This is a genomic window from Saccharopolyspora sp. NFXS83, assembly GCF_026241095.1.
In the GTDB taxonomy this organism is placed as follows: Bacteria; Actinomycetota; Actinomycetes; order Mycobacteriales; family Pseudonocardiaceae; genus Saccharopolyspora_C.
The window spans coordinates 15,030-40,678 of record NZ_JAPFGB010000026.1 but is presented as its reverse complement, the minus strand read 5'-3'; the positions used below and the strand labels follow the sequence as shown (position 1 = coordinate 40,678).

Genomic DNA, 25,649 nt, shown 5'->3' with positions numbered 1-25,649 from the left:
GCGGTCCCTCAACCGGACGGTCGCTCCAGGAAATCCGAGTCGGGTGCCGCGAACCCGAACCGCTCGTACAGGCCGTGCGCGTCCGCCGTGTGCAGCATCCACCGGAAGTCCCGGCCGGGCCCGTCTTCGATCATGGCCCGCACCAGTTCGACTCCCACCCCGTTCCCCCGCGCGACGGGCAGGACGAACACGTCCGCGAGGTAGGCGCTGAGCACTCCGTCCGAGAAGGCTCGGGCGAATCCGAGCAACCGGCCGTCCGGCTTCCGGTAGGCGGCGACGATGCGCCACGCGCCGTCGACTTGGCGGTCGAACGCTTCTCTGGTCCGGTTGCGACCCCAGTACGCCTCGGTGGACAGGAACTCCCACACGGTGTCGCGATCGACGCGTCGTGGGTCGTCATCGATCTCGAAGTCCATCGCCGAAGCTTAGAGGTTCGTCGACGTGGCGGTCGGCGACTTTCCGGGCGAACCGCCATCGGCGCGATGCCCGGATTGCGGTGTCGTCCCGTCGTCGCATCGGGTGATCGAGGCTCGGCCGCGCGGCCCGCCTGAGCATCCGCGACTGCGGATGCTCAGGCGGGCACGGGTCACGCGTCCCTGGTGACCATGCGCAGCACGGTCGCGGACAGGCCGATGACCAGGTAGCAACCGGCGCGCAGCAGGCCCGTGGACAAGGTGTCCGTGAAGATCGGATCCCGCAGCACGTCGATCACGGCGGACCAGTCCGTGGTGATCAGCAGCGGACGCATCCACTCCAGCGACGGCACCGTTCCCAGCACGCCGAACACGATGAGCGCCGCCATCGTCCCGGCCATCACCACCAGCGGATGCTCGGTCAGCGAGGACAGCGCCAGCGCCACCGCGCCGATCGCCGCCATCTGCGCCGCGCACCAGAGCACGGCCAGCGCGATCCTGCCCAGCGCGGCGCCCAGCGACAGCGTCGTCCCGGACAACGTCACCAAGCCGTCCCCGCCGACGATGATCAAACCGGTGAGCAGTCCGCTGACGGCGAGCACCAGCACTGACAGCAGGACCATCAGCAGGACGCCCGCGGACTTGACGCCCACCAGGCGAACCCGGCCGAGCGGGGCGATCAGCAGACCGCGCAGCGTGCCGTGGGACGCCTCGCCCGCGATCGCGTCCGCCGCGACCATCGCCACCACCAGCGGCAGCAGCATCGATTGCGCCAGCAGGATGCTCGCCACCGGGAGCACCAGGCCGTTGCCCGCGACCGAGCTCAGCAGCCCCGGGCCGCCGCCGCTGCCCGGCTCGCCGGTCAGCGCGATCCCCACCCCGATCAGGACCGGCAGCCCCGCCAGCATCAGCAGCGCGAGCAGGTTGCGCGGGCGGCGCAGCACCCAGCGGAACTCGGCCAGCAGCACCCGCCCCAGCGGCGCCGACCGGCGCCCGGCAGGTGCCGGGGAAACCTCGGCGGTCGCGGTCATGACTCCTCCTCGGTGAGCCGGGCGAACAGGTCCTCGAGGCCCGCGCGCCCGCGCCGCGCTTCGTGCACTCCGACTTCCGCGCGCACCAGCGTCGCCAGCACCTCCGGAGCGTCCACTTCGGACAACTCCACGCGCAGGGCGTGCTGCTCCACGCGAGCGGAGATCCCGTTGTCCCGCAACGCGTCCAAGCCGGCGGTGAGGTCCGGCGTGGAGATCATCAGGTGCGGGCCGCCCGACTCGAGCAGCTCCGCCAGCTCTCCCTGCGCGACCAGCGCGCCGCGGTGCATCACGGCCACGTGGGTGCAGGTCGCCTCGACTTCGGCGAGCAGGTGCGACGAGACCAGCACCGTCGTGCCCACCGCGTGCAGCTCGGCGATGATCTGCCGGATCTCCCTGGTGCCTGCCGGGTCCAAACCGTTCGTGGGCTCGTCGAGCACCACGAGCTCGCGCGGCACCAGCAGCGCCGCGGCCAACCCCAGTCGCTGCTTCATGCCCAGCGAGTAGCCGCGGAACCGGCGGTCGGCCGCAGCGGTGAGCCCCACCCGGCGCAACGCTTCGTCCACCGCCGAACGGATGTCCGGGCTCGCCAGGTTCGGCTCCATCGCCGCGCAGCGCAGCAGGTTCTCCCGACCGGACAGGAACGGGTGGAACCCCGGCCCTTCGACCAGCGCGCCCACCTTCGGCAGCACTCGGTCCGCCTCGTCGGGCAACGCGTGGCCGAGCAGTTCCACGGAACCCGCCGTCGGCCTGATCAAGCCGAGCAGCATCCGGATCGTGGTGGTCTTGCCGGACCCGTTCGGCCCCAGCACCCCGACCACCGCACCGCGCGGGACCGCGAGATCGATCCCGGCCACCGCGGCCGTGTCGCCGTAGGTCTTGCGCAACCCGGAGGTGCGCGCGGCGTACGCCTCGACCGGGGTGGGGGCGGCAACGGCCGCCCCCACCTGTGCGGCCTGGTCGGCCACTTCGGTCATCACGGGGTCCCGACCGAGGCGGTGAGCACCTGCTCGGGAACCGCGCCCGCGGCGACCCGGCCATCGGAGGTCACCAGTGCGGAACCGACCTTCGTGCTGATCAGCCAGCCCTCACCCCACGGGCCGTTGACGGGCTTGCCGAGCTGCTGCGCCAGCGCCTGCGGATTCGTCCCCTCGCCACCCCGCTCCGGGGCGAAGCCGTGCGAAGGCCGGGGGCGTCCCGGCTGTTCGCCCTGCGGCAAGCGCGTGACCACCACCGTGTCCCAACCGTCGCCGACCACGGTCGGATGCTGCCCGGCCTGGTGCTCCGGCCGGTCCGCCGGGGACCGGTCGCCGTCGGGGCGTTCCTCGACCTTCGCGCCTTCCGGCGGGGTGAAGCGGAACATCGCCGGGTCCGGCTGGGACAGGTCGAGGTCGGAGAAACCGGCGCGCAACGCAGGGTCGTCCGAACCGTTGGTCAAGACGGTGACCTCCAGCGGCGACCGCGTCTGCGCGTCCACCGCCAGCCGGACCTCGCGCAGCACGGTGCGCTCGGAGGGCTTCGGCGTCAGCACCAGCTCGTAGGCGTCCCGGCCCGCGACCCGCGCGGTGCCGTCCACCGCCACGTCGCTGGTCTGCTGCAGCTTCCCCACGATCTCGCGGGACAACGTCGCCGGGTCCTGCGCCGCGGCGTCCGGGCCGCCAGGCCCGCCGGCGTGCGCTCCCGGACCGCGCTGCTGCTTGTCGCCCTTGGTGGCGGTGCGGGACTGCGAGTCCCACTTCCAGATCGCCGCGCCGTCGTCGACGACGGTCACCTCGCCGGAGGCCGACGGGATCGAAGCCCGCTTGTGGCCCTGCCCGTCGTTCCACACTCGAAGCGTGCTGGTCCCGTCGGCGAGCATCGAAGTGGCGCCGCCTTCGGCGCCGGGCAGCGACGGCAGTCCCAAGGCGTTGTCCACTCGAACCGTTCCGGACAACGCCGGGGGAGTCGCCGTCAGCACCGATTCGACCAGCTGCTCGGGGGCGACCGGGGGCAGCTGCGGGTCCTCGTCCGCACCGGCGGGCAGGGTGAGCACGGTCAAGCCGAGCAATCCGGCCAGCCCACCGGCCGACGCGGCGAACACGACATTCCTGCGTTTCATGCGGTCCTCCTGGTTTTGATCCGCTGCCGTGAGCGTGGCCCTGCCGAACTGAGATGGACCTGAGAACAGTCCGGGGAAGCTGAGAGGGATCTCAGGGCTCGGTGCGTGAGCGGGTTCGGCAACGGCATGCTGAGCAGATGCAGCCGCGGGTGTTGGTGGTCGATGACGAACCGGGTGTCCGGACGGCGTTGCGCCGTGGCCTGACCGCCGAAGGCATGGAGGTCACGGTGGCGGTCGAAGGGATCGAGGCGCTGCGGCTCGCCGCGACCGGCTCCTTCGACGTGGTGGTGCTGGACGTGATGCTGCCCGGTCTGTCGGGGTATCGAGTGCTGGAACGCCTGCGCGGCCAAGGGGTGAGCACTCCGGTGCTGCTGCTCTCGGCGAAGGACGGTGAAGTCGACCAGGCCGACGGCCTTGATCTCGGCGCCGACGGCTACCTCGTCAAACCATTCTCCTTCCTGGTGCTGACCGCGCAGGTGCGCGCCTTGGCGCGACGCGGGGAGAGCTCCGTGCGGCACGACGTGCTGCGGGTGGGCGAGCTGGAGATCGACCGCGACGGCCGCGAGGTCACCTGGTCAGGATCGACCGTGACGCTCTCCCCTCGGGAGTACGGGCTGCTCGTCGCGTTGGCCGGCCGGCCGGGCACGGTGGTGCCGAAGGAAGATCTGCTGCGGCTCGTCTGGGGAGCGGATCAGTTCGTGACCCGCAACGTAGTCGAGGTCTACATCGGCTATCTGCGCCGCAAGCTCGCCGCGGTCGGTGCGGAGCACCTGGTGCGGACGGTTCGCGGACACGGCTACCAGATCAGCGCCGAGCAGGTGCCCGACGACGGACCGGGCGCCGATCCCGCGAAGATCACCCGTGACGGGAGCTCGTCCGCGTGAGGTGGTGGCCGTTGCGGCAGCTGCGAGCGTGGTGGGCACGCCGCACCCTCCAGTTCCGGACCAGCGCGGTGGCGACTCTGGTCGCGCTCGTCGGGCTCGGGGTGCTGGCGCACATCAGCGTCGGGCTGATCGGCTGGCTGCTGATCGAATCGGTCGACACCGAGTTGCGCTCGAAGGTGGACACCACTGCGCGGCAGGTGGCCTCCGGCGCCGCGCCGAACCGGCTCGCGGGCGGCGAGATCCGGATCCTCGACACCGCGGGAGCTCCCGTCGACGGGCTGTCGCCTCCCGAACTCACCTCGTGGGAGGTCAGTGCGCTCAAGAGCGGCGAAGGCCTCCTCGATACGTCCTCGTACGGCGTGGACCAGGGCTTGTACCGCTGGGTCGGCATCGTGGTGCCCGATCCGGTGGGCAGTCCGCGGCTGGTGCTCGGCGCCGCGCACCTGGTCGGGCACGGCGACGCGCTGCGCACCGCGGGACGTGCCCTGACCCTCGGCCCGATCCTCGCCGCCGGGGCCGTCGGGATCGCGACCTGGCTCGTCGTGCGCCGATCGCTGCGCCCCGTCGAGCGGATGCGGCTCGCCGCGATGAGCCTGCCGGAGGGCCACCGACTGCCGGTCTCCGACGCCGACGACGAACTGCGCGCGCTCGCCGTGGCGCTCAACGAGATGCTGGCCCGCCGGGACGGGGACACCGAGTGGTTGCGGCGGTTCACCGGAGACGCCGCGCACGAGCTGCGCAACCCGGTCGCCTCCATCCGAGCTCAGGCCGAGGTCGCGGTCGTGCACCCCGACCCGGAACTCGCGCACGAGACCTTGCAGGACATCGCCGCCGAGGCGCGGCGGCTGTCCGACCTGGTCGACGGCCTGCTCGCACTCGCGCGGGCCGAGTCGGGTTCGCAGCCGCAGCACCAGCCGATCGAGCTCGTCAGCGCCGTGCGGGCCGCGGCGGACCGGGCCAACCTGCGCGGGGCCGGGCCCAGGGTGCGGGTCACCGCACCGACGGGAACCGTGGTGATCCTCGCCGGCGAGGCGGAGGTGGGCAGGGTGCTCGACAACTTGATCACCAATGCGCTGCGGTACGCGCGGGCGCTGGTGCGGGTGTCGTTGCTGCCCGCGGCCGAGTCCGTCCGGCTGGTCGTCGACGACGACGGCCCCGGCATCCCCGCCGCGCACCGCAGCCTGGTGTTCGACCGGTTCCACCGGGTGCAGCCCGATCGGGCTCGCGGCACCGGAGGATCCGGGCTCGGGCTCGCGCTGGTCGCGGAGGCCGTGCGCGGGCGCGGCGGTTCGGTGCAGGCGACGGAATCGCCGGAGGGCGGCGCCCGGATCGAGATCCGCTGGCCGCTGCCCGGCCCGCTCCGCCCCGCGCCACGTCAGCAGTGAGGTCGCCGCCGCGAGCGCGGTGCGCGGTGTCCGGCTTGCACGCGATCCCGCTGCCGGAGTGTTCGGCAGGGAGCGCGCCACCTCGGCAGCTGCCGTCCTGCCGGGCGGTCGCGCTCGCTGCTCGGCATGCGTCCCGAACCGCTCGACGAGCGACTTCGCGAACCGGAACCACCCCGGAAACAGCCCCACGCGGTGTGGGGCAGGATGTTCGCACGTGTCGGTGTTGCGAAGCACAGGTTTGATAGCGGCCCCGTTGACCACGGTCGGAGCGGCGCTGCGCCACACCCGCACCGCGGAGGACGGCTTGCGGGCGCTGGGCATCCAGGGACGGGCGCTCACGCCCACCGCGGAACTCCTCGTCCCCGGCGACGACCTCGCCTTCCGGGTGCGGAAAGCCGGGCTGGCGAGGCTGCGCACCCGCATCGTGCGGGCCGATGCCGAGCGGCTGGAATCGGTGCTCATCGCTGGTCCTCTCCACGAGTTGCGGCATGAATCAGTGCTGGCCGAAGCCGGTGGTCACGCGCTGCTGACCGACTCGCTGCGGTGGACGACCCCGTTCGGGCCGCTCGGTCGGCTGGCCGACGTCGTGCTGGGTCGACGGGTGGTGCTGGCGGTGCTGGCGGGAAGGATGCGCGCGGTCGGCGAGCTCGCCGAGGAGTGGGCGGGCAGGCCTGTGGTGGTCGGGACCGCCATCACGCGCGGCGGACGCCTGCTGGTGCAGCAACGGCACTTCCCGGCGCGGGACGCCGGGAAGTGGGAGCTGCCCGGCGGCCGGGTCGAGGCCGGCGAGAGCGAGCAGGACGCCGTCATCCGGGAGTGCAAGGAGGAACTCGGCGTCGACGTGGTGCCGACCGGTCGCGTCGGTACCGACGTGCCGCTGCACAACGGAATGCTGCTGCGGGTGCACACCGCGGAGCTGACCGACCCCGGCGCAGAGCCGACGGCGGTCGAACATCGTGCGGTGCACTGGGCGCCCGCGGCCGAGCTGAGCGCGTTCGACTGGCTGGAGGCCGATCGCGTGCTGGTGCATTCGCTGCGCGACCTGCTGGCCTGACGATTCGCTCGGCGTTCGTCCGGACTTCGGGCCGGGGGCTGATCCAGGTGGCGTTCTCGGTGGTCATGAGCCCAGGTTGCCGACGTCGATCAGGTGTTCGCCATCTTTTCGACCGGAGTGCACTCGAACTGGTGAACGAACGGGTCGGTCGCGCTGGTGCGCGCGACCGACCCGTACCCGCGCCTAGCGCAGCCCGGCCAGTCGCAACGCGGCGTCCAGCCTCGGCCGGGCCCGCTCCGCCGCGCGCCCGGCCCCCTTCTGTCGGACCCGGTCCAGCTCGGCCGGATCGTCGAGCAGCTCCCGGGCGCCGTCGCGGACCGGCCGCAGCTGCTCGATCACGGCCTCCGCGACGGCGTCCTTGAGCTCGGAGTAGGTGCTCGCCGTCGCCGCGGCCGCGTACGGGCTCACGTCCGTGCAAGCCCCGAGGACCTCCAGCAGGTTCGCCACCGCGGGCTGCTCGTCGGGGGCGTAGCGGACGGTGCCGAGGTCATCGGTCACCGCGCGGCGGAACTTCCGCCGCACCACGTCCGGCTCGTCCAGAGCGAACACGACGCCCGCGTGCTGCTGCGCGGACTTGGCCATCTTGCGCGCCGGGTCCGACAGGTTCCGCACCGCCGCGGCGGTCCTCGGCACCACCGCTCGGGGCACCGCGAACACCTCGCCGTAGGTGCCGTTGAACCGCCGCGCCAGCGTGCGCGCCAGCTCCACGTGCTGGTTCTGGTCGACGCCCACCGGCACCTCCGTCGTGCCCTGCAGCAGGATGTCCGCGGCCATCAGCACCGGATAGGTGAGCAGGCCGAGCCGGGCGGTGTCCTGACCGGCGCCCTTCTCCTTGAACTGGATCATCCGGGCGGCCTCGCCGTAGCCGCAGGTGCACTCCAGCACCCAGTTCAGCGCTCCCAGCTCGCCGGCCAGGTCGGACTGCACGAACACCGTCTCCGGTGCGATCCCGCTCGCCAGCAGCACGGCCAGGTTCTCCCTGGTGAGGGCGCGCAGGCGTTCCGGTCGGTAGGGCAGGGTCATCGCGTGCAGGTCCGAGATGAAGTACAGGTCGTCGGGCCCGCCTTCGCTCGCCCAGCGGCGCAGCGCGCCGAGGTGGTTGCCCAAGTGGACGTGGCCGGACGGGGTGATGCCGGACAAACGGGTCACGATCTCTCCTGCTGGTCGGAGGTCGCTCACCAGTCCGGTCCTCGCACCGCTCGGCCGCCTGGTGGCGACCGATGTGCGTGCGGGTTCAGCGCACGACGAGCCGGGGCCGCCCTGGGGCGGCCCACCACATGCTCAGACGCTGATGCGACATTTCGTGCACGGCGCGCACTTTAGCAGAGAGATATAGGCATTGGTGGCGAGGTAGGGCTATCGTGGAATCATGTTCGTCGTATTGCTGAACTACACCGCTCCGCAATCTGACATCGACGGCGCATTGGTGGATCACTATGAGTGGGTGACTCGACATTACGAGGCCGGTGACTTCATCACGACCGGTCATCGAACTCCGGAACCGGGCAAGCCATTGACCGGTGGTGTGCTCATCGCCCGTTCCATGACCCGCGGAAGGCTGGAGGCCATCCTCGCCACCGATCCCTTCGAGCTGCGCAAACTCGCCCGGCACGAAGTGATCGAATTCCAGGCGCTGCGCACCGTGCCGGAGATGGCGAAGTACGCGGACCAGCTTGTCCCGGCGACCGAATAGTGCACGACATCGATCCGCACCTGGGCTCGCGCCGAGGTGCGGATCAGTGCGACTTCTTTCCCTTTGGCTCTTTCTTTGACTTTTTTTGCGCTTTCTTGACTTCCTGCTCTTTCGCGTCCTTCAACGCCTCGCGCAACACCACGATCGGGCACTTCTTGCACGGCGGACGCGAATGGCAGCACTTTCGCTTGACCTTGATCGTCTTCTTGCCCACGCCTGGCTTCCCGCTGCCGGAGAGGTCCGCTGGGGACCGGACGCCGCCAGCGTAGGGCCCGCGGGACGCCCGCGGCGAACTTGATGTGGCCTGCGCGGGTGTTGCGCTCAACACCTGTCGTCGGGCTCGGCCGTCAAGTGCTCTACGCTGGAGTAGGCCGCGTGTCGACAACGCACCGAAGCCTTAGCAGTGTCGGGCCTGTGACGTGTCGGGCCCCGCCGTCCGTGATCGGTCGCCTTTCTTCGATGGGCGGACCGTGCCGGAACAACGGGGTCCCCGGAGCGCGGGTCCGTGCCGGGTTCGCGAGTTCCGCAGCGGCGGCAGCGGAGCCGCGGCAGCCCAGGTCGACAAGCGCCGCCGCCATGCCAGACCCGATCTTTGTCTTCCAACTCATGGAGTGCTCGCGTGCCCGCCACCAGCGTCGCCGAACCGAACCAGCGGATCCGTACCGATCTGCGCAACGTCGCGATCGTCGCGCACGTCGACCACGGTAAGACCACCCTGGTGGACGCCATGCTGCGGCAATCCGGCGCCTTCTCCGAACGTGCCGAGCTCGTCGACCGGGTCATGGACTCCAATGACCTGGAACGGGAAAAAGGCATCACGATCCTGGCCAAGAACACGGCCATCCGGCGGGTGACCGAAGGCGGCCCCGTCACCATCAACGTGATCGACACCCCCGGCCACGCCGACTTCGGCGGTGAGGTCGAGCGCGGCCTGTCCATGGCCGACGGCGTGGTGCTGCTGGTCGACGCCAGCGAGGGGCCGCTGCCCCAGACGCGGTTCGTGCTGCGCAAGGCGTTGGCCGCCAAGCTCCCGGTGATCCTGGTCGTGAACAAGGTCGACCGCCCCGACGCGCGGTGCTCCGAGGTCGTCGAAGAGGCCCACGACCTGCTGCTGGACCTCGCCTCCGAGCTCGACGACGGTGAGGGCTCGGTGGACATGGACGCCGTGCTGAACCTCCCGGTGATCTACGCCTCCGCTCGCGCGGGCCGTGCCAGCCGCACGCAGCCCGCCGATGGCGACCTCCCCGAGGACGAAGACCTCACCGCGCTGTTCGACACCCTGATGGAGCACGTGCCCGCGCCGCTCGGCGACCACGAGGCGCCGCTGCGGGCGCTGGTGACGAACCTCGACGCGTCCTCGTTCCTGGGCCGGATCGCGCTGTGCCGCATCCACGCGGGCACCTTGAGCAAGGGCCAGACCGTCGGCTGGTGCCGCGAGGACGGCACCGTCGAGAAGGTGCGGCTCACCGAGCTGCTCATCACGGAGAACCTCGACCGGGTGTCCGCCACCGAGGCGTACGCCGGTGACCTGGTGGCGATCGCCGGTATCCCGGACATCACCATCGGCGACACCCTGGCCGACCCGGACAACCCGCAGCCGCTGCCGCGGATCACCGTGGACGACCCGGCGATCTCGATGACCCTCGGCGTGAACACCTCGCCGATGACCGGCCGCAACGGCGGCACCAAGGTCACCGCGCGGTTCGTGAAGAACCGCCTCGACGCCGAGCTGATCGGCAACGTCAGCATCAAGGTCGTGCCGACCGAGCGCCCCGACACCTGGGAGGTCCAGGGCCGTGGCGAGCTGGCGCTGGCCGTGCTGGTCGAGACCATGCGCCGGGAGGGCTTCGAGCTCACCGTCGGCAAGCCGCAGGTGGTCACCAAGACCATCGACGGCAAGCTCTCCGAGCCGTTCGAGCGGCTGACGATCGACTCCCCCGAGGAGCACCTGGGGGCGATCACGCAGCTGCTGGCCGGCCGCAAGGGCAAGATGGAGACGATGGACGGTCACGGCACCGGCCGGATCAAGCTGGACTACGTGATCCCGTCCCGCGGCCTGATCGGCTTCCGCACCGAGTTCCTCACCGAGACCCGGGGCACCGGCATCGCCAACCACGTGTTCGAGGGCTACTTCCCGTGGGTCGGCGAGCTGCGCACGCGCCACACCGGCTCGCTGGTGGCGGACCGCACCGGCCCCGTGACCAGCTACGCGATGATGCAGCTCGCGGACCGCGGCACGTTCTTCGTGGAGCCCGGCGCCGAGGTGTACGAGGGCATGGTCGTGGGCGAGAACCCGCGCGCCGAAGACCTCGACATCAACGTCACCAAGGAGAAGAAGCTCACCAACATGCGCTCCGCCACCGGCGACGAGCTGGAGCGGCTGGCCCGCCCCCGCACGCTGGGCCTGGAGGAAGCGCTGGAGTTCTGCTCCGCCGACGAGTGCGTCGAGGTCGGCCCGGAGGCGATCCGGGTGCGCAAGATGGTGCTCGACAGCACGACGCGCGGCCGCGAGCGGTCGCGGGCGAAGGCTCGCGACAACGGCTGAGCTCCACGTTCCACCTGAGCGGAAGCTGAGCGTTTCCACCCCGGTGTGCAGTGTTGAAGGGACGCGCGGAACCATGAGGGCTTCCGCGCGTCCTTCTTCAGGGGGACATCGCGCCCGCCTGGATTCAGCAACCGGGGACAAAGGGGAGGTTCGGCAGCGTGCACCAGGGTCGACGTCCGTTCACCGTGGTCAGCTTGCTGGTCACCATCGGGAGCTTGGTGGTGGCCTGCACCGACGCGCCGCCGCCCCCGCTGGTCGAGCCACCTGAGCCCAGCCCGCAGACGGCTCCCTCGACGCAACCGATGCCGACCGAGGTGGTCGTCGGCGTCGACTCGCTGGAGGGCGGGTTCAACCCGCACACGCTGGCCGACCTGTCGCCGACGAGTTCGGCGCTGTCGAGCCTGATGCTGCCCTCGGTCTTCCGGCCCGCGCCGGACGGCGCGCGGACGCTGGACACGACGCTGATGGAGTCGGCGGACGTGCTGCCGGAGGCCGAGCGGTTCACGGTGCGCTACCGGATCCGCAAGGAGGCGGCCTGGTCGGACGGTGCGCCGATCGCCGCCGAGGACTTCGTCTACCTGTGGGAGCAGCTGCGCTCGCAACCGGGCGTGTCGGATCCGGCCGGGTACCAGCTGATCGACGACGTGCAGTCGCGGGACGGCGGCAAGGCCGTCGAGGTCACCTTCGAACGGCCCTACCCGGGCTGGCAGAGCCTGTTCACGAACCTGCTGCCCGCGCACCTGCTGCGGGACGCGCCGCGAGGCTGGGCGACCGCGCTGGACAGCGGCTACCCGGCCTCGGGCGGGCCGTTCGCGATCCGGCAGGTCGACCTGCAGCGCGGCGAGATCATCCTGGAGCGCAACGACCGTTTCTGGGGTCCGCCCGCGGTCTCCGACCGGATCGTGCTGCGCGCCAGTGACCAGGCCGGGCAGGTCGATGCCCTGCGCAGCGGGGACAGCCACCTGGCGGTGTTCGGCGCCGACCGCTCGACGATGGCCGCGCTGCGCGAGCTCGGATCCTCGGTGCAGGTCAGCACAGTGCCCCGGCCCGCCACGATGCAGGTGCTGCTGCGGCCGACCAGCGCCCAGCTCGCCGACGCGCGAGTGCGCAACGCGGTCGTGGCCGGGCTCGACCGGCAGGCGCTGATCGACGAGGGCAGCGGCGGTGGACCCGGCGACCAGCTGCACGCGCACAGCCAGGTGCTGGCGCCGTCGGAACGCGGCTACACGCCCACCGAACCCCCCGGCGGGGACGGGCCGTCCCCGGAACGGGTTCGGCAACTGCTCGCCGAAGCCGGATACCGGCATGAAGCGGGCGCCTGGACGAAGGACGGGCGCACGCTGAACCTGGTGATCGCGGCCCCGTTCGAGCACGAGCAGTACATCCGGATCGCCGAAGCCGCCGCGAAGCAGCTGCGGGCGCAGGACGTCCAAGCCACCGTGGTCACGCCGACCAGCGATCAGATGTTCGGCGAGATGCTGCCGACGAACCCGCTGTCGGAGGAGCCCGGAGCGGCGAGCTCCGTCGACATGGCGATCGCGCCGCGGCCCGCCGACGGGGATCCCGCGGCGATGATGGCGGCCTCCTACGGCTGCCCCGGCGTCGACTCCGACGACCAGCCGTTCCCGTTCACCGCCACCGGATTCTGCGACCACCTCCTGCAACCGACGATCGACGCGGCGCTCAGCGGCGCGCTGCCGTTCGAAAAAGCCTCGGCGAAGGTCGAATCGGTGCTGTGGTCGCAGGCGGTGGCGCTGCCGCTGTACCAGCAGGCGCAGGTGCTGGCGTTCGGCCGCGAGGTGCGCGGCGTGCAGCGCGGCAACGGACTCGCCGGGCCGTTCTCCACGGCCGCGCAATGGCAAGGGACCCCCAGCGACAACGACGGGTACTGAGTTCTCGACGTCGGCTAGGCGCCGACGCGCATCCAGGCAACGGCCTCCGGCCGCGAGGCGGTGGGGCTTGCCCGGCTTGTGCCGGCTCGTTCCTGGTGAAGCGGGTGGGCTGAGGGTTCGGGCCTCGGCTTGCCGGAGATCGGAGGAGAGATGGTGGAGACGGGGCGTTTGCAGCAGGCCGGTGTTTTTCACATGCGGCAGCGCATGACGTTGATGGTGAACCGGTACGAGATCCGGGCCGACGACGGGCAGGGCGGCGAAGGTGAGCTGGTCGCGTTCGCCCAGCAGAAGCGGGTCGCGTTCAAGGAGCAGGTCACGCTCTACACCGACTCCGACAAGACCGAGGTGCTGGCCGGGTTCCGGGCTCGCAAGGCGCTGGACCTCGCCTCCGGTTACGACGTGACCGACGCGGCGGGTACGCCGATCGGGCTGTTCCGCAAGGACTTCCGCAAGTCGCTGGCCCGCTCGACGTGGCACCTGGAGCAGCCGGGACACCCGGTCTGCACCGGTCACGAGCGGAGCAAGCCGATCGCGGTGCTGCGCAGGCTGTGGGAGTTCATCCCGCTGCTGGAGAACATCCCGTTCTTCTTCCCGTACCACTTCGACTTCGCCGTGGACGGCAGGAACGTGGTGTCGGTGGAGCGGAAGGTCTCCCTGCGGGACCGCTACGTGATCAAGGTCGAGGACGAGCGGCTGGACCGCCGGCTGGTGTTCGCCCAAGCGATCGCGCTGGACGCGTTGCAGGGACGGTGATCCGTCCGGGCGATTCGGTCCACCGGCACGGGTGAAGTTCATCCGCGCTGGTTGACAGGCCGGCTCGGCAGCCGCTCGACCACCGCGTGGAGGTGGAGACCGTTCCGATTACGCTTGCCTGGTGACGCTGACGGCTCCACCCCGGCTGCTGCTGGTACACGCGCATCCGGACGACGAGACCCTCTGGACCGGCGGGACGATCGCGCGCTACGCGGCGCGTGGAGTGCAGGTCACCGTGGTGACCTGCACGCTCGGCGAAGAGGGCGAGGTCATCCCGGAGAGCCTGCGCGGACTGGCCGCGGACCAGGCCGATCAGCTCGGCGGCTACCGCGTCGGCGAGCTGCGGTCGGCCTGCGCCGCGCTGCGGGTGGCCGACCACCGCTTCCTCGGCGGCATCGGGCGCTGGCGGGACTCCGGGATGCTGTGGGAGGAACCGGGCCGGGCGGGGGCGCTGCCCGCCGCCCATCCGCGGGCGTTCGCCGTCGGCGACCTCGCGGAGCAGACCGAGGCGCTCGCCTCCGTCCTGCGCGAGGTGCGGCCCCAGGTCGTGGTCACCTACGCCGCCGACGGCGGGTACGGCCACCCCGATCACGTGCGGGCCCACGACGTCACGATGGCCGCCGCGGCCCAGGTCCCGGACGTGCTCCGGGTGTTCCACGCCGTGCCGTCCCGCGACCGGCTCCGCGAAGGCCTGGCCGCGCTGGCCGCGGCCGAGTCGCTGCCCTTCGAACTTCCCGGCGTCGACGACCTGCCGAGCGTGGCCGACGAGTCGATCACCACGGTGATCGACATCGCGGACCACCTGTCCGGCAAGATCCGCGCGCTGCGGGCGCACGGCACGCAGGTGCGGGTGTGGGTCGACGAGTGGAACAACGGCGAGGGCGTCGGCGCCTACGCGTTGTCGAACGACGTGGCCCAGCCCCTCTCGGACACCGAGCACTACGTGCTGGCTGCGGGCGATCCGGCGGGCGGTGAGCACGACCTGTTCGGCGGGCTCGGCGTGAGCGGGACCGAACCGGTGGCGCCGCGGTGACGGGCTACGACCGGCTGGTGTTCGGGTTCCTGCTGCTCGACGCCGTGGTGCTGGCGCTGGTGGAGCTGCTGTTCCTGCCGCTGTGGATCGGCAGCGTGCCGTTCCCGATCACCACGGCGGTCGCCGCCGTGACGACGCCGCTGCTGGTCTCGGCCGCGGGGCGGCTCTCAGCGAGCAGGCGGGTCGCGGGCGCGCCGCTGGTGGCGTGGTTCGCGACGATCTTCGTGTTCGGTCTCTTCGGGCCCGGCGGCGACGTCATGTTGCTGGGCAACGATTGGCGGGCGCTGTTGCTGATCGGTGCGGGAACGCTGCCGTCGGCGATGATGCTCGGGATCGTCCTGGGCAGGCCGGCGGGGAAGTAGCGAGGTGCGGTCGTGACCGAGGTGGTGACCGACGAACGCGTCGCGGTGGTGCTGCGCCCGTTCGTGCGCGCGAGCACGCCGCTGCTGGACGTGCTGCGGCAGTCCGACCCGTTCCGGCTGCGCGGCCGGTTCGAGGACACCGCGGCCGATGCGGAGGCCGAAGGCGCCGCCCCCGCTGACGAGGTGGTGGCGGGCGAGCAGCAGCCTCAGCGGAACTCGCCGCACGACGCTGATGACGCCGACCGGGTGGTCGCGCGGCGGCCGTCCGCATCGGCTTCACCGGCGATACCGGCTGCTCCGGCACCGTCGGCGTCATCAGCACGGTCGGCGTCATCGGTAGAGGACGAGCCGGACGAGGGGCCGGGCCTGCTGCACAAGATGCTGCGGCAGCTCGACGGCATGCGGCTGCCGGGCAGTTCGACCTGGGACGCGATGGGCGTGGACGAGCGCTGCGACTGGTGGGCGCAGCGGGTGGGACGGCTGGTCGCGGTGGTCGCGGGCCTGCCCCGGTTCGGTGGCGTGCTCACCTCGCGGCTGCCGATCCGCAACGCGCTGGGCTTGGCGGGGCAAGGCCTGGTGCTGTCGGCCATCGCGGCCGAGCACGGCGTCACCGACCACCCCACGAGGGTGCGGTTGATCGCGAAGGTGCTGCTGGACCGCGACCTCGCTGAGGGCGTCGCCTCCGGCGCGCGCGGCGGAGCGCAGGCCGAGGAGGACGCGAAGACCGCGGAGCTGACCGAGGAGCTCGACGCCGCGGAGCGCTCCGGGGGCTCCCGGCTGAAGGCGGTCGTGCGCACGGTGTGGCGAATGGCACGTGCGCTCTGGGAGATCGACTCGGAGTTGGACAAACGCCCGCAGGGCCGCTTCTACCACGAGTGGCTCGGCAACGTGCCGATCGTCGGTGTCGTAGGTGGTTACCTGGGTGAACGGTCCGCGCTGCGGCGCATCGGCAAGCTCGGCGCGAAGTGGTTGCGAGCGGAGGGCTACGCGGTGACGCGTCGGTGATCTAGGGGTTTACGGCGTTTACCGCTGTGGTCGGGCCGTCGTATGGTCGAATCGGATCCCGTGCGGTGGGACCACCTTGGCCCTCCGCGCCGGGGGCGGGGGATACTGTCATCGGCCGGGTAGCGGAAGCCTGGTCCGGATCGAAAACAAGCAGGAGAGCAACCGTGACCTACGTGATCGCCGAGCCCTGCGTCGACGTGCTCGACAAGGCGTGCATCGAGGAATGCCCTGTCGACTGCATCTACGAGGGCGGGCGGATGCTCTACATCCACCCCGATGAGTGCGTCGACTGCGGTGCTTGCGAGCCGGTCTGCCCGGTGGAGGCCATCTACTACGAGGACGACGTCCCCGACGAGTGGGGCGCCTACACCAAGGCGAACGTGGACTTCTTCGACGAGCTCGGCTCGCCCGGCGGCGCGGCCAAGGTCGGCAAGGTCGAGAAGGACGTCGAGCCCGTGACCAGCCTGCCGCCGCAGGGAGAATGACCTCCGAGGCGCATCCCGTGGACGGGACGCACGCGCTGCGCGGTCCGCGGCTGCCGGATTTCCCCTGGGATTCCTTGGCGGAGCAGACCGCGACGGCACGTGCGCATCCTGACGGGCTGGTGAACCTCTCGGTCGGCACTCCGGTCGATCCGGTGCCGGAGCCGTTGCGCGCGGCGCTGGCTTCGGTCTCCGAGATCCCCGGCTACCCGGCCACGCACGGCACTCCCGAGCTGCGGGCTGCCGCGGTGGACGCGCTGCTGCGCAGGCACGGCGTGACCGTCGATCCGAGCGCGGTGCTGCCCACGATCGGTTCCAAGGAGCTGGTCGCCTGGCTGCCGACGCTGCTGGGGGTGCGACCGGGCGACGTCGTCGCCATCCCGGAGCTGGCCTACCCGACCTACGAGGTCGGCGCGAAGCTCGTCGGTGCCGAGGTCGTGCGGCTCGCTCCGGGGGAGACCCCGCCCGCCGGGACCGCGCTGGTCTGGCTGAACTCGCCGTCCAACCCGACCGGCCGAGTGCTCGACGCCGCCGACCTGGCGGCGTCGGTGCGGGCGGCGCGCGAAGCCGGGGCCGTGGTGGCCTCGGACGAGTGCTACCTGGAGCTCGGCTGGGAAGCCGAACCGGTGTCGGTGCTGCATCCGTCGGTGACCGCGGACCCCACCGGGGTCCTGGCGGTGCACTCGCTGTCGAAGTCGTCGAACCTCGCGGGGTACCGCGCAGGGTTCGTCACCGGCGACCCGGACCTGGTCGCGCGCCTGCTGGAACTGCGCAAGCACGCGGGCATGATCATGCCGCGACCGGTGCAGCAGGCCATGACGGCCGCACTGGCCGACGACGAGCACGTGGGCGTGCAGCGCGACCTGTACGCGTCCCGCCGCGCGGTGCTGCGGCCCGTGCTGGAGGCGGCCGGGTTCACCATCGAGCATTCGCACGGCGGCCTGTACCTGTGGGCGACGCGCGGAGCGGACGCCTGGGACACGGTGGGCTGGCTGGCGCAGCGCGGGATCCTCGTCGCGCCCGGCACGTTCTACGGCCCGGCCGGGCAGCGGCACGTCCGGATCGCGCTGACCGCCACCGACGAGCGGATCCAGGCCGCGGCGGACCGCTTGAGCTGAGCGCTCACACCTTCGCGGCAGTACCTCGCAGCTCCCGCCAGCTCTCGTGCCACTGCTCCCGGTGGGCGAGCCGGCGGGAGCGCTCCCGTTCGACCAGGCGACCGGCCACGAACGCGATCGCCGGGTCGGGGCCGGGACCGCGGGCGGCCAGCAGCTCCAGCACCCGCCGCTCGGCGACGCAGGCGTCCTGGTGTTCGCCGAGCACGTCCTGGAAGCGCTTCGCCGCGCTGAGCAGCTGCCGCATCGGTTTGCCGAGCACCGGTTCGGCGAGTTCCGCGGTGTAGCGCAACCGCTTGCCGAGGATGCGCAGCGCGTGCAGCTCCGCGTTGGTCGGGTCGGTGCCGATCTCGTCGACGGTGCGCCGCAGCCTCCGGTACTGCTTGGCGACCAGCGCGCGGAGCTCGCGCGGGCCGCAGTGCTCGACGCCCGAGGCGGGCAGCGGGCGGTGCACCGCCTCGACCAGCGCGTTGATCAGCGCTCGATGGCGTTCGCCGTCCAGCGCGACCACCAGCGACTCCCGCGCGGCCCGGTGCTCGAGTTCCAGCGGGCCGATCAGCCGCGCCGCGGATTCCCGTTGCGCGGCCTCGAAGTCCGCGGCCTCCCCGCGCAGCCGGCCCACCAGCACGTCCAGGTCGCGGACCTCGCCGAGTTCGCGGCCGAACCATCCCAGTTCGGCGCGCAGCGGTTCCGACCAGTGCTGGTCGAGGAACGGCGCGGCGGACTTGAGCACCGACCGCATCCGGCGCACCGAGACGCGCACCTGGTGCAGCTGCTCGGGTTCCTCGCCGCCTCTCGCGCCGGGCTCGTGTTCCAGCAGCGTGCGCAACCGGGCGTCCAACGCGGCCCGGACGTGCTCGGCGATCGGGTCGGTCCGGCCCGCCACCACGGGTTCTGGTGGCAGGCCGGACGTGCCGAGGGGGCGGTTCATCCCACCAGTGTCACCGATTCGAGACCGGTGAACCCCCGTCGTTCGGCGGTCGAATCGGCTTAGCGGTCTTGCGGGATGAGCCGCGCGGCCGGTCAGTCGTTCGCGTGCAGTGCCGCGTTCAGCTCGACCTTGCCGCCGGAGCGCGGCCGGACCTCCACGGCGCCGGTGCCGGAGTTGCGCAGGAACAGCAGGCCGTTCGAACCGGACAGCTCCCGCGCCTTGGTCAGCGTGCCGTCCGGCAGCGAGACCTTGGTGCCCGCGGTGACGTACAGCCCGGCCTCCACGACGCAGTCGTCGCCGAGGGTGATGCCGACGCCGCCGTTGGCGCCGATCAAGCAGCGCTCGCCGATGGAGATGATCTCCTTGCCGCCGCCGGAGAGGGTGCCCATCACCGAGGCGCCGCCGCCGACGTCGGAGCCGTCCCCGACGACCACGCCGGCCGAGACGCGACCCTCGATCATGGAGGCGCCGAGCGTGCCCGCGTTGAAGTTCACGAAGCCCTCGTGCATCACGGTGCTGCCGCTGGCCAGGTGCGCGCCGAGCCGCACCCGGTCGGCGTCACCGATGCGCACGCCGGACGGCATCACGTAGTCGACCATGCGGGGGAACTTGTCCACGCTGTAGACGGTGACCGGGCCGCGCGCCCGCAGGCTCATCCGGGTCGCCTCGAACCCTTCGACGGGGCAGGGGCCGTGATTGGTCCACACGACGTTGGACAGCAGCCCGAACATGCCGTCCAGGCTCTGCCCGTGCGGGCGGACCAGGCGGTGCGAGAGCAGGTGCAGGCGCAGGTAGAGGTCGTGGGTGTCGGCGGGCTGGTCGGAGAGCCTGCCGATCTCGGTGCGCACGGCGACGACGTCCACGCCGCGGGCGTCGTCGCGACCGAGCAGCGCGGCCCCGGCCGCCCCCAGGGAGTTCGTCGCTTCCTCGGCGCTGAGCCGGGTGCTGCGGGATTCGCCGGGCTCGCCGAGCTTGACGGTGGGGAACCACGTGTCCAGCACGGTGCCGTCGTCGGTGACGGTGGCCAGGCCGACGCCGTGGGCACCGGTGTTCTGCGGGTCGGGTGTCTGCGCGCTCATGCGAAAAACGGTAATCGGCGCATTCCGGCACCGCCCTCCAGGGGTCGGCTGGTCCGGTGACCCGCGCACGCTTCGTAATCGCGCGATTGCCCACCGCGATGGGGAATTAGGTCGCTCGCAGTGTCCACCGTGGACTGCGAGAGTGGTGTTGATCACTCCCGCGTCTCGGCGGCGGGCAGGAGCCGCGGCCGGGTAGCCTGCCTGGGGTGACCGCGCCCCTGGATCTCCGTGCCGAGCCCGTCGAGCTGACCGCCGCGCTGGTGGACATCCCCAGCGTCTCCGGTGACGAGCGGCGCATCGCCGACGCCGTCGAGCACGCGCTGCGCACCCAGGCCCCGCACCTGGAGGTCGTGCGCAGCGGTGAAGCCGTGCTCGCCCGCACCGACCTGGGGCGGGCCTCTCGGGTGCTACTCGCCGGGCACCTCGACACGGTGCCGATCAACGACAACCTGCCGTCGCGCCGCACCGGCTCCGGCGACGACGAAGTGCTGCACGGGTGCGGAACCGTGGACATGAAGGGCGGCGACGCCGTCCTGCTGCACGTGGCGGCGGCACTGCCGGAGCCTCGCCACGACCTCACGTTCCTGTTCTACGACTGCGAGGAGATCGCGGCCGAGCGCAACGGGCTCAACCGGATCGAACGGGACCTGCCGGACTGGCTGCAGGGCGATCTGGCCATCGTCGGCGAACCCTCCAACGCCACCATCGAAGCCGGGTGCCAGGGGACGCTGCGGGTGGAGATCCGCACCAGCGGCACCCGCGCCCACACGGCGCGCGCGTGGATGGGGGACAACGCCATCCACGCGGCCGAGCCGATCCTGCGGCGGCTGCTCGACTACACCCCGCGCGAACCGGTGATCGACGGCCTGCAGTACCACGAGGGACTGCAGGCGGTGCGGATCGAAGGCGGTGTCGCGGGCAACGTCGTGCCGGACTCGTGCGTGGTCGCGGTCAACCACCGCTTCGCCCCGGACAAGTCGCTGGCCGAAGCCGAAGCCCACGTCCGCGAGGTGTTCGACGGCTTCGACGTGACCGTCGTCGACGCCTCCGGGGGCGCGCTGCCGGGCTTGGGCTCGCCCGCGGCGGCGGAGCTCGTCGCCGCGGCCGGCGGGGAACCGGTGGCCAAGCTGGGCTGGACCGACGTCGCGAGGTTCGCCGCGCGGGGACTTCCCGCGGTGAACTTCGGCCCCGGTTCGCCGACGCTGGCGCACACCCAGCAGGAGAACGTGCCCACCGCCGACATCCGCCGCTGCGCCGACGTCCTCACCCGCTTCCTGCGCTGAGGCTTCGCCGCGAGATCAGCGACCGCTCGGCGACCCGAGGTCCTGCGCGGGAGTGCCGGGCAGGATCCTGGCGTCGTGCACCGCGGGCATCCCCTCGACGTCGGGCACGCCCGCTGGTTCGGGGACCTGGGCGATCGTGTCCGGGGCCGCGGCGGCGGGCTCGTCCTGCGACGTGGTGGCCTGGGCCTGGGCCTGCTGCGGGCCCTGGACGTGCTCGACGAAGCGGAGCAGCTCCACCGGGAACGGCAGGACCAGTGTCGAGTTCTTCTCCGCCGCGACCTCCACGACCGTCTCCAGCAGGCGCAGCTGCAGCGCGGCGGGCGCGTCGGCCATGACCCCGGCGGCGTCGGAGAGCTTGCGCGAGGCCTGGTACTCGCCGTCGGCGGCGATGATCCGGGAGCGACGTTCCCGCTCCGCCTCGGCCTGCCGGGCGATGGAGCGCTTCATCGACTCCGGCAACGACACGTCCTTGATCTCCACCCGGTCGATGTGCACGCCCCAGTGCAGCGCCGGGCTGTCGATCATGACTTCGAGGCCCTCGTTGAGCCGCTCCCGGTTGGAGAGCAGGTCGTCGAGGTCGCTCTTGCCGATGATCGAACGCAGCGAGGACTGGGCGACCTGGCCCATCGCGAACAGGTAGTCCTCGACGTTCACCACGGCCCGAGCCGGGTCGGTGACGTTGAAGTACACCACCGCGTCGACCCGCACCGTGATGTTGTCGCGGGTGATGCCCTCCTGCGCGGGCACCGGCATGGTGATGATCTGCAGGTTCACCTTCCGCAGCCGGTCCACCACGGGAACGATGAAGGTGAGGCCCGGCCCGCGCACCGACTGCTGCAGCCGGCCGAAGCGGAACACCACCCCGCGCTCGTACTGCGTGATGATCTTCGCGGCGAAACCGGCGCAGAGCACGGCGATGGCCAGAACGATGACGAGCAGCTCGATGAGCATGGCGGCCCCCAACCTGGATCCGCGGCCTCGGTGCCGCCGGCCTGCGCCGGACGGGCACCAGTCGGGTCGTCGTACTGCTCACGGTACGCCTCGGGTCCACCCCGTTCCGAGCGTTCCACCGCAGGTCGGTTAGGGGGCACGACCGAGGACCGCGTGGATCGGGCGGCAACACGGCACCACGTGGTCACCGGCGCGGAACCCGGTGTTCTTCCGGGGGTGCTTACCCTCGTTCCATGACCATCGAGGGCTCACCCAACGGCGCGGAGCGCCCGCAGGAGAAACGACGCGGACCGGTCGTGCTGCGCCGCTCCCGGCTGCACGAATCGACGACCACCGACCAGCGCCTGCTGGACTCGCGCGGCCCGACCGACTGGGTGCACACCGACCCGTGGCGAGTGATGCGCATCCAGTCCGAGTTCGTGGAGGGGTTCGGCGCGCTGGCCGAGGTGCCGCGCGCCGTGACGATCTTCGGTTCCGCCCGAACCCCGCGCGAACACCCCGAATACGAGATCGGCAGGCGGCTCGGCGCGGCGATGGCCGGCATCGGGTGCGCCGTCATCACCGGCGGCGGCCCCGGCACCATGGAGGCCGTCAACCGCGGCGCCTCCGAAGCGGGCGGGCTCTCGGTCGGACTCGGCATCGAGCTGCCCTTCGAGCAGGGGCTCAACCCGTGGGTTGATCTCGGCGTGAACTTCCGATACTTCTTCGCCAGGAAGACGATGTTCATCAAGTACGCCCAGGGCTTCATCTGCCTGCCGGGCGGCTTCGGCACGATGGACGAGCTGTTCGAGGCGCTCACCCTGGTGCAGACCAAGAAGGTCACCAAGTTCCCCGTCGTGCTGTTCGGACGTTCCTACTGGCAGGGGCTCTACGACTGGGTCCGGGACACCATGCTGGCGTCCGGCAAGGTCGGCGAGAAGGACTTGGCCCTGCTGCACCTGACCGACGACGTGGAGGATGCCGTGCGCATCGTGGAAGAGGCATATCAGGCATGGGAGGACGCGCATTGAGCGAGCAGGAGACCACCGAGGTGGCGGTGTGCGTGTACTGCGCATCCGGACCGGTGGACCAGCGCCACCTCGACCTCGCGGCGGAGGTCGGCAGCGGCATCGCCAAGCGCGGCTGGACGCTCGTCTCCGGTGGTGGCCGGGTGTCCATGATGGGCGAGGTGGCCAGAGCGACCCGCGCGGGCGGCGGCCGTTCCGTCGGGGTCATCCCGCGCGCTCTGGTGGACCTGGAGGTCGCCGACGACGACGCGGACGAACTGCTCGTCGTGGACACCATGCGGGAGCGCAAGGGCCTGATGGACGCGCACGCCTCGGCGTTCCTCGCGCTGCCCGGCGGCATCGGCACCTGCGAGGAGCTGTTCGAGGTGTGGACGTCCCGCTACATCGGCATGCACAGCAAGCCGGTGGTGATCCTGGACCCCGACGGGCACTACCGCGGGATGCTGGACTGGGTGCGCGGTCTCGTCGCCGACGGGTTCGCCTCGCAGCGCTCGCTCGACGCGCTGACGATCGTCACCGAGGTGGACGCGGCACTCGACGCGTGCACCTGATCGGCCTCGCGGCGGTCGGCTGACGCGCGTGGCCGCTGCTCATCGGCTTCGCCGCCGGCAGGCGGGAAGGCGTTCAGGGCCGATGTGCGGCGTGCCAGGATCGGGGGCATGACGTCTCAGCCCGCGATGCGGTTCGGTGACAAGGACGTGGCCGCGGATCGCGCGCTGGTCATGGCCATCGTCAACCGCACCCGCGACTCGTTCTTCGACCGCGGCGCCACGTTCGCCGCCGAGGCCGCGCTGGCCGCCGTGGACGCCGCGGTCGAGGACGGCGCCGACATCGTCGACATCGGCGGCGTCCGCGCCGGAGCGCAGGGCGAACGGGTGGACACCGACGAGGAGTCCCGCCGGGTGGTGCCGTTCGTCGCCGCGGTCCGGGAACGGCACCCCGAGCTGGTCATCAGCGTCGACACCTGGCGCGGCGAGGTCGCCAGGCGGGTGTGCGAGGCGGGCGCCGACCTGCTCAACGACACCTGGGCCGGGGCGGACCCGGAGGTGGCGCGGGTCGCCGCCGAGTTCGGCGTGGGCGTCGTGTGCTCGCACACCGGAGGGCTGCCGCCGCGCACCGACCCCTACCGGGTGCGCTACCCGGACGTGGTCGCGCAGGTCGCCGCGGAACTGGTGGAACGCGCCGAGCTCGCCGTCTCGCTCGGGGTGCCGCGCGCCGGGGTGCTGATCGACCCGACGCACGACTTCGGCAAGAACACCTGGCACGGGCTGGAGCTGGTCCGCCGCATCGGTGAGCTCGTCGACACCGGGTGGCCGGTCCTGATGGCGTTGTCGAACAAGGACTTCATCGGCGAGACCCTCGACGTCGAAGTGTCCGAGCGGCTGGAGGGCACGCTGGCGGCGACCGCCATCGCGGCCTGGTCCGGTGCGCGCGTGTTCCGCGCGCACCAAGTCGCGGCGACCCGGCGGGTGGTGGACATGGTCGCCGCCGTCGCCGGGACCCGTCCGCCGAGCCACGTGCTGCGCGCCCTGGCCTGACCGGCCCGGAGGTCAGAAGGCGTCGTCGATCATGCGGCCGGTCGCGGCCACCGGCAGCGCCGCATCGAGCTCGCGCAGCAGCGGTGCGAGCCGCAGCCAGCGGGACCGCACCCGCGGCCCGCTCGGATACGGGCGGTTGATCTCCTGGGCGAGTTCGTCGATGCGCCACTGCGCCTCGTCGAGCTCCAGCCCGGTGGCGGGCAGGTGGTGCACCGCCTCGACCAGCGCGGCGATGCGCACGCGCAGGTCGTCGAGGCTGGACCGGACGAACGGGGTGCTCTGCGGCGCCGAGTCGGCGTCGGGCTGGCTTCTGGGAGACGGCAGGACGACCTCCCGGTCGTCGATCGAACCGGGAGCGTGTCGTTCGCTGTCGTCGCGCACGCCGACCTCCGTGCCTCCGCGTCGGCACGCGCCCGCTGGGGCGCGCCTGGTGATCCGCAGTGTGGGCCGCGGAGTCGCCACGATGAGTCGCTTGTGAATCGATCCACTCGTTCGGCCGAGCAATGCCCCACGAACGGGGCCGTGGCTCGCCGCCGTCGATCACGAACCGCGATCTCCCGCGCCACCTCTTCGGCTCATCGGCGCGGCATTCGTCCGAGGGAGTCGCCCGCCACGTGGGTGAGTGATCCAATTCACGCCTGGGAGAATCGGGAAAGGACCAACGGCCCCTTGTGTCCGGACGGTGACAGTGGTGGCAAATGACCGTAGAGTCGCTACCTGTGAAGGCTGATGCGCTCCGCGGCCACCTTGATGCCCTGCTGCTCGCCACGCTCGATGGCAGACAGCTGCACGGCTACGCGATCATCGAGGCGTTGCAGCAGCGCAGCGGTGGTGCACTGGACCTGCCGACGGGCACCGTCTACCCCGCGTTGCGCCGGTTGGAGCGCGCGGGCTACGTGAGCAGCGCGTGGAGCACGGTCGGTGGCAGGCAACGCCGGACCTACCGCCTCACCCAGTCCGGAGTGGAGACGCTGCACTCGGAGCGCCGGGCGTGGCGGGAGTTCACCTCGGCCATCGAAGGCGTGCTCGAAGGCAAGATCATTCCGTCCCAGGCCTCCGCCAAGACCTGACGCTCGCGCACGGACGGGTGACGCGTCGCGCGCGACCGGACCGAGCCC

At 71.5% G+C, this 25,649-nt stretch carries 27 protein-coding genes; 17 read left to right on the top strand and 10 right to left on the bottom strand.

The annotated features are described in order from the left end of the window. Window positions 1-8: 8 nt before the first annotated feature. From OOZ19_RS23775 to OOZ19_RS23760, 4 genes are all read right to left on the bottom strand, one after another. A complete protein-coding gene (locus tag OOZ19_RS23775; protein WP_266092376.1) occupies window positions 9-416 on the bottom strand; it encodes a GNAT family N-acetyltransferase in 408 nt (135 codons plus the stop codon). Between the two features lie 170 nt (window positions 417-586). Then, entirely contained in the window at window positions 587-1,444 is an 858-nt protein-coding gene (locus OOZ19_RS23770) for an ABC transporter permease (RefSeq protein WP_266092375.1), read from the bottom strand. Then, complete coding sequence (locus OOZ19_RS23765) at window positions 1,441-2,418, bottom strand: ABC transporter ATP-binding protein (RefSeq protein WP_266092374.1); 978 nt, start codon at window positions 2,416-2,418, stop codon at window positions 1,441-1,443. Before OOZ19_RS23765 ends, OOZ19_RS23770 begins: the two co-directional genes overlap by 4 nt. Continuing rightward, window positions 2,418-3,539 carry a LolA family protein gene (locus tag OOZ19_RS23760; RefSeq protein WP_266092373.1) on the bottom strand — a complete coding sequence of 374 codons (1,122 nt, stop codon included), beginning with the start codon at window positions 3,537-3,539 and terminating at the stop codon, window positions 2,418-2,420. Before OOZ19_RS23760 ends, OOZ19_RS23765 begins: the two co-directional genes overlap by 1 nt. A gap of 137 nt (window positions 3,540-3,676) precedes the next feature. On the opposite strand from OOZ19_RS23760, the gene OOZ19_RS23755 reads away from it, so the two are divergent. The 3 genes from OOZ19_RS23755 (at window position 3,677) to OOZ19_RS23745 (ending at window position 6,862) form a co-directional block, all read left to right on the top strand. Next, window positions 3,677-4,423 carry a response regulator transcription factor gene (locus OOZ19_RS23755; protein ID WP_266092372.1) on the top strand — a complete coding sequence of 249 codons (747 nt, stop codon included), beginning with the start codon at window positions 3,677-3,679 and terminating at the stop codon, window positions 4,421-4,423. Between the two features lie 11 nt (window positions 4,424-4,434). Continuing rightward, a complete protein-coding gene (locus tag OOZ19_RS23750; RefSeq protein ID WP_266092371.1) occupies window positions 4,435-5,808 on the top strand; it encodes a sensor histidine kinase in 1,374 nt (457 codons plus the stop codon). A 253-nt stretch (window positions 5,809-6,061) separates the two neighbouring features. Beyond that, window positions 6,062-6,862, top strand: coding sequence for an NUDIX domain-containing protein (locus OOZ19_RS23745; RefSeq protein ID WP_266092370.1), 801 nt, complete (start codon window positions 6,062-6,064; stop codon window positions 6,860-6,862). 183 nt (window positions 6,863-7,045) lie between these two features. Here the strand turns inward: OOZ19_RS23745 and trpS are convergent, their stop codons facing one another. Then, complete coding sequence (trpS, locus tag OOZ19_RS23740) at window positions 7,046-8,011, bottom strand: tryptophan--tRNA ligase (RefSeq protein ID WP_266092369.1); 966 nt, start codon at window positions 8,009-8,011, stop codon at window positions 7,046-7,048. A gap of 220 nt (window positions 8,012-8,231) precedes the next feature. On the opposite strand from trpS, the gene OOZ19_RS23735 reads away from it, so the two are divergent. Beyond that, window positions 8,232-8,555, top strand: coding sequence for a YciI family protein (locus OOZ19_RS23735; protein WP_266092368.1), 324 nt, complete (start codon window positions 8,232-8,234; stop codon window positions 8,553-8,555). A gap of 43 nt (window positions 8,556-8,598) precedes the next feature. Here OOZ19_RS23735 and OOZ19_RS23730 read toward each other — a convergent pair whose 3' ends face one another. Continuing rightward, window positions 8,599-8,769 (bottom strand): hypothetical protein, encoded by a 171-nt coding sequence (locus OOZ19_RS23730; RefSeq protein WP_266092367.1) that lies wholly within the window; start codon window positions 8,767-8,769, stop codon window positions 8,599-8,601. Between the two features lie 405 nt (window positions 8,770-9,174). Here OOZ19_RS23730 and typA point away from each other — a divergent pair, with 405 nt between their 5' ends. The 8 genes from typA to dapC all read left to right on the top strand — a co-directional run bounded on the left by typA (window position 9,175) and on the right by dapC (window position 17,745). Then, a complete protein-coding gene (typA, locus tag OOZ19_RS23725) occupies window positions 9,175-11,100 on the top strand; it encodes a translational GTPase TypA (protein WP_266092366.1) in 1,926 nt (641 codons plus the stop codon). 158 nt (window positions 11,101-11,258) lie between these two features. Beyond that, window positions 11,259-12,992: an ABC transporter family substrate-binding protein gene (locus OOZ19_RS23720; protein ID WP_266092365.1), complete on the top strand. Its 1,734-nt coding sequence runs from the start codon at window positions 11,259-11,261 to the stop codon at window positions 12,990-12,992. Between the two features lie 150 nt (window positions 12,993-13,142). Beyond that, window positions 13,143-13,745 carry an LURP-one-related family protein gene (locus OOZ19_RS23715; protein WP_266092364.1) on the top strand — a complete coding sequence of 201 codons (603 nt, stop codon included), beginning with the start codon at window positions 13,143-13,145 and terminating at the stop codon, window positions 13,743-13,745. 121 nt (window positions 13,746-13,866) lie between these two features. Next, a complete protein-coding gene (gene mshB, locus OOZ19_RS23710; RefSeq protein WP_266092363.1) occupies window positions 13,867-14,778 on the top strand; it encodes an N-acetyl-1-D-myo-inositol-2-amino-2-deoxy-alpha-D-glucopyranoside deacetylase in 912 nt (303 codons plus the stop codon). After that, window positions 14,775-15,140 (top strand): hypothetical protein, encoded by a 366-nt coding sequence (locus tag OOZ19_RS23705; protein WP_266092362.1) that lies wholly within the window; start codon window positions 14,775-14,777, stop codon window positions 15,138-15,140. Before mshB ends, OOZ19_RS23705 begins: the two co-directional genes overlap by 4 nt. Before the next feature lie 12 nt (window positions 15,141-15,152). Further along, window positions 15,153-16,145 (top strand): hypothetical protein, encoded by a 993-nt coding sequence (locus OOZ19_RS23700; RefSeq protein ID WP_266092361.1) that lies wholly within the window; start codon window positions 15,153-15,155, stop codon window positions 16,143-16,145. A gap of 164 nt (window positions 16,146-16,309) precedes the next feature. After that, complete coding sequence (gene fdxA, locus OOZ19_RS23695) at window positions 16,310-16,630, top strand: ferredoxin (RefSeq protein ID WP_184476945.1); 321 nt, start codon at window positions 16,310-16,312, stop codon at window positions 16,628-16,630. Continuing rightward, entirely contained in the window at window positions 16,627-17,745 is a 1,119-nt protein-coding gene (gene dapC / locus OOZ19_RS23690) for a succinyldiaminopimelate transaminase (RefSeq protein WP_416309489.1), read from the top strand. Before fdxA ends, dapC begins: the two co-directional genes overlap by 4 nt. 4 nt (window positions 17,746-17,749) lie before the next feature. On the opposite strand, the gene OOZ19_RS23685 is transcribed toward dapC, so the two are convergent. Beyond that, complete coding sequence (locus OOZ19_RS23685) at window positions 17,750-18,673, bottom strand: CHAD domain-containing protein (RefSeq protein WP_266092360.1); 924 nt, start codon at window positions 18,671-18,673, stop codon at window positions 17,750-17,752. Window positions 18,674-18,765: 92 nt separating this feature from the next. Further along, window positions 18,766-19,752: a 2,3,4,5-tetrahydropyridine-2,6-dicarboxylate N-succinyltransferase gene (gene dapD, locus OOZ19_RS23680; protein ID WP_266092359.1), complete on the bottom strand. Its 987-nt coding sequence runs from the start codon at window positions 19,750-19,752 to the stop codon at window positions 18,766-18,768. A 206-nt stretch (window positions 19,753-19,958) separates the two neighbouring features. Between dapD and dapE the strand changes: the two genes are divergently transcribed. Beyond that, window positions 19,959-21,035: a succinyl-diaminopimelate desuccinylase gene (gene dapE, locus OOZ19_RS23675; RefSeq protein ID WP_266092358.1), complete on the top strand. Its 1,077-nt coding sequence runs from the start codon at window positions 19,959-19,961 to the stop codon at window positions 21,033-21,035. Window positions 21,036-21,050: 15 nt separating this feature from the next. Here the strand turns inward: dapE and OOZ19_RS23670 are convergent, their stop codons facing one another. Beyond that, complete coding sequence (locus OOZ19_RS23670) at window positions 21,051-21,986, bottom strand: slipin family protein (RefSeq protein WP_266092357.1); 936 nt, start codon at window positions 21,984-21,986, stop codon at window positions 21,051-21,053. Between the two features lie 233 nt (window positions 21,987-22,219). On the opposite strand from OOZ19_RS23670, the gene OOZ19_RS23665 reads away from it, so the two are divergent. From OOZ19_RS23665 to folP, 3 genes are all read left to right on the top strand, one after another. Further along, window positions 22,220-22,996: an LOG family protein gene (locus tag OOZ19_RS23665; RefSeq protein WP_266092356.1), complete on the top strand. Its 777-nt coding sequence runs from the start codon at window positions 22,220-22,222 to the stop codon at window positions 22,994-22,996. Continuing rightward, the gene (locus OOZ19_RS23660; RefSeq protein WP_266092355.1) at window positions 22,993-23,544 is read left to right on the top strand and encodes an LOG family protein; all 552 of its coding nucleotides are present in this window, start codon (window positions 22,993-22,995) and stop codon (window positions 23,542-23,544) included. The genes OOZ19_RS23665 and OOZ19_RS23660 overlap by 4 nt, the downstream gene beginning before the upstream one ends. 108 nt (window positions 23,545-23,652) lie before the next feature. Beyond that, window positions 23,653-24,531, top strand: coding sequence for a dihydropteroate synthase (gene folP, locus OOZ19_RS23655; protein WP_266092354.1), 879 nt, complete (start codon window positions 23,653-23,655; stop codon window positions 24,529-24,531). Between the two features lie 12 nt (window positions 24,532-24,543). On the opposite strand, the gene OOZ19_RS23650 is transcribed toward folP, so the two are convergent. Next, window positions 24,544-24,912 (bottom strand): hypothetical protein, encoded by a 369-nt coding sequence (locus OOZ19_RS23650; RefSeq protein ID WP_266092353.1) that lies wholly within the window; start codon window positions 24,910-24,912, stop codon window positions 24,544-24,546. 338 nt (window positions 24,913-25,250) lie between these two features. On the opposite strand from OOZ19_RS23650, the gene OOZ19_RS23645 reads away from it, so the two are divergent. Further along, the gene (locus OOZ19_RS23645) at window positions 25,251-25,601 is read left to right on the top strand and encodes a PadR family transcriptional regulator (RefSeq protein WP_266092352.1); all 351 of its coding nucleotides are present in this window, start codon (window positions 25,251-25,253) and stop codon (window positions 25,599-25,601) included. Window positions 25,602-25,649 lie beyond the last annotated feature (48 nt).

Excerpts from the sequence above, each read along its gene's own strand:
- OOZ19_RS23775 (WP_266092376.1), bottom strand. The coding sequence starts at position 416 with ATGGACTTCGAGATCGATGACGACCCACGACGCGTCGATCGCGACACC.
- OOZ19_RS23770 (WP_266092375.1), bottom strand. The coding sequence starts at position 1,444 with ATGACCGCGACCGCCGAGGTTTCCCCGGCACCTGCCGGGCGCCGGTCG.
- OOZ19_RS23765 (WP_266092374.1), bottom strand. The coding sequence starts at position 2,418 with ATGACCGAAGTGGCCGACCAGGCCGCACAGGTGGGGGCGGCCGTTGCC.
- OOZ19_RS23760 (WP_266092373.1), bottom strand. The coding sequence starts at position 3,539 with ATGAAACGCAGGAATGTCGTGTTCGCCGCGTCGGCCGGTGGGCTGGCC.
- OOZ19_RS23755 (WP_266092372.1), top strand. The coding sequence starts at position 3,677 with ATGCAGCCGCGGGTGTTGGTGGTCGATGACGAACCGGGTGTCCGGACG.
- OOZ19_RS23735 (WP_266092368.1), top strand. The coding sequence starts at position 8,232 with ATGTTCGTCGTATTGCTGAACTACACCGCTCCGCAATCTGACATCGAC.
- OOZ19_RS23715 (WP_266092364.1), top strand. The coding sequence starts at position 13,143 with ATGGTGGAGACGGGGCGTTTGCAGCAGGCCGGTGTTTTTCACATGCGG.
- dapC (WP_416309489.1), top strand. The coding sequence starts at position 16,627 with ATGACCTCCGAGGCGCATCCCGTGGACGGGACGCACGCGCTGCGCGGT.
- OOZ19_RS23685 (WP_266092360.1), bottom strand. The coding sequence starts at position 18,673 with ATGAACCGCCCCCTCGGCACGTCCGGCCTGCCACCAGAACCCGTGGTG.
- dapD (WP_266092359.1), bottom strand. The coding sequence starts at position 19,752 with ATGAGCGCGCAGACACCCGACCCGCAGAACACCGGTGCCCACGGCGTC.
- OOZ19_RS23670 (WP_266092357.1), bottom strand. The coding sequence starts at position 21,986 with ATGCTCATCGAGCTGCTCGTCATCGTTCTGGCCATCGCCGTGCTCTGC.
- OOZ19_RS23665 (WP_266092356.1), top strand. The coding sequence starts at position 22,220 with ATGACCATCGAGGGCTCACCCAACGGCGCGGAGCGCCCGCAGGAGAAA.
- folP (WP_266092354.1), top strand. The coding sequence starts at position 23,653 with ATGACGTCTCAGCCCGCGATGCGGTTCGGTGACAAGGACGTGGCCGCG.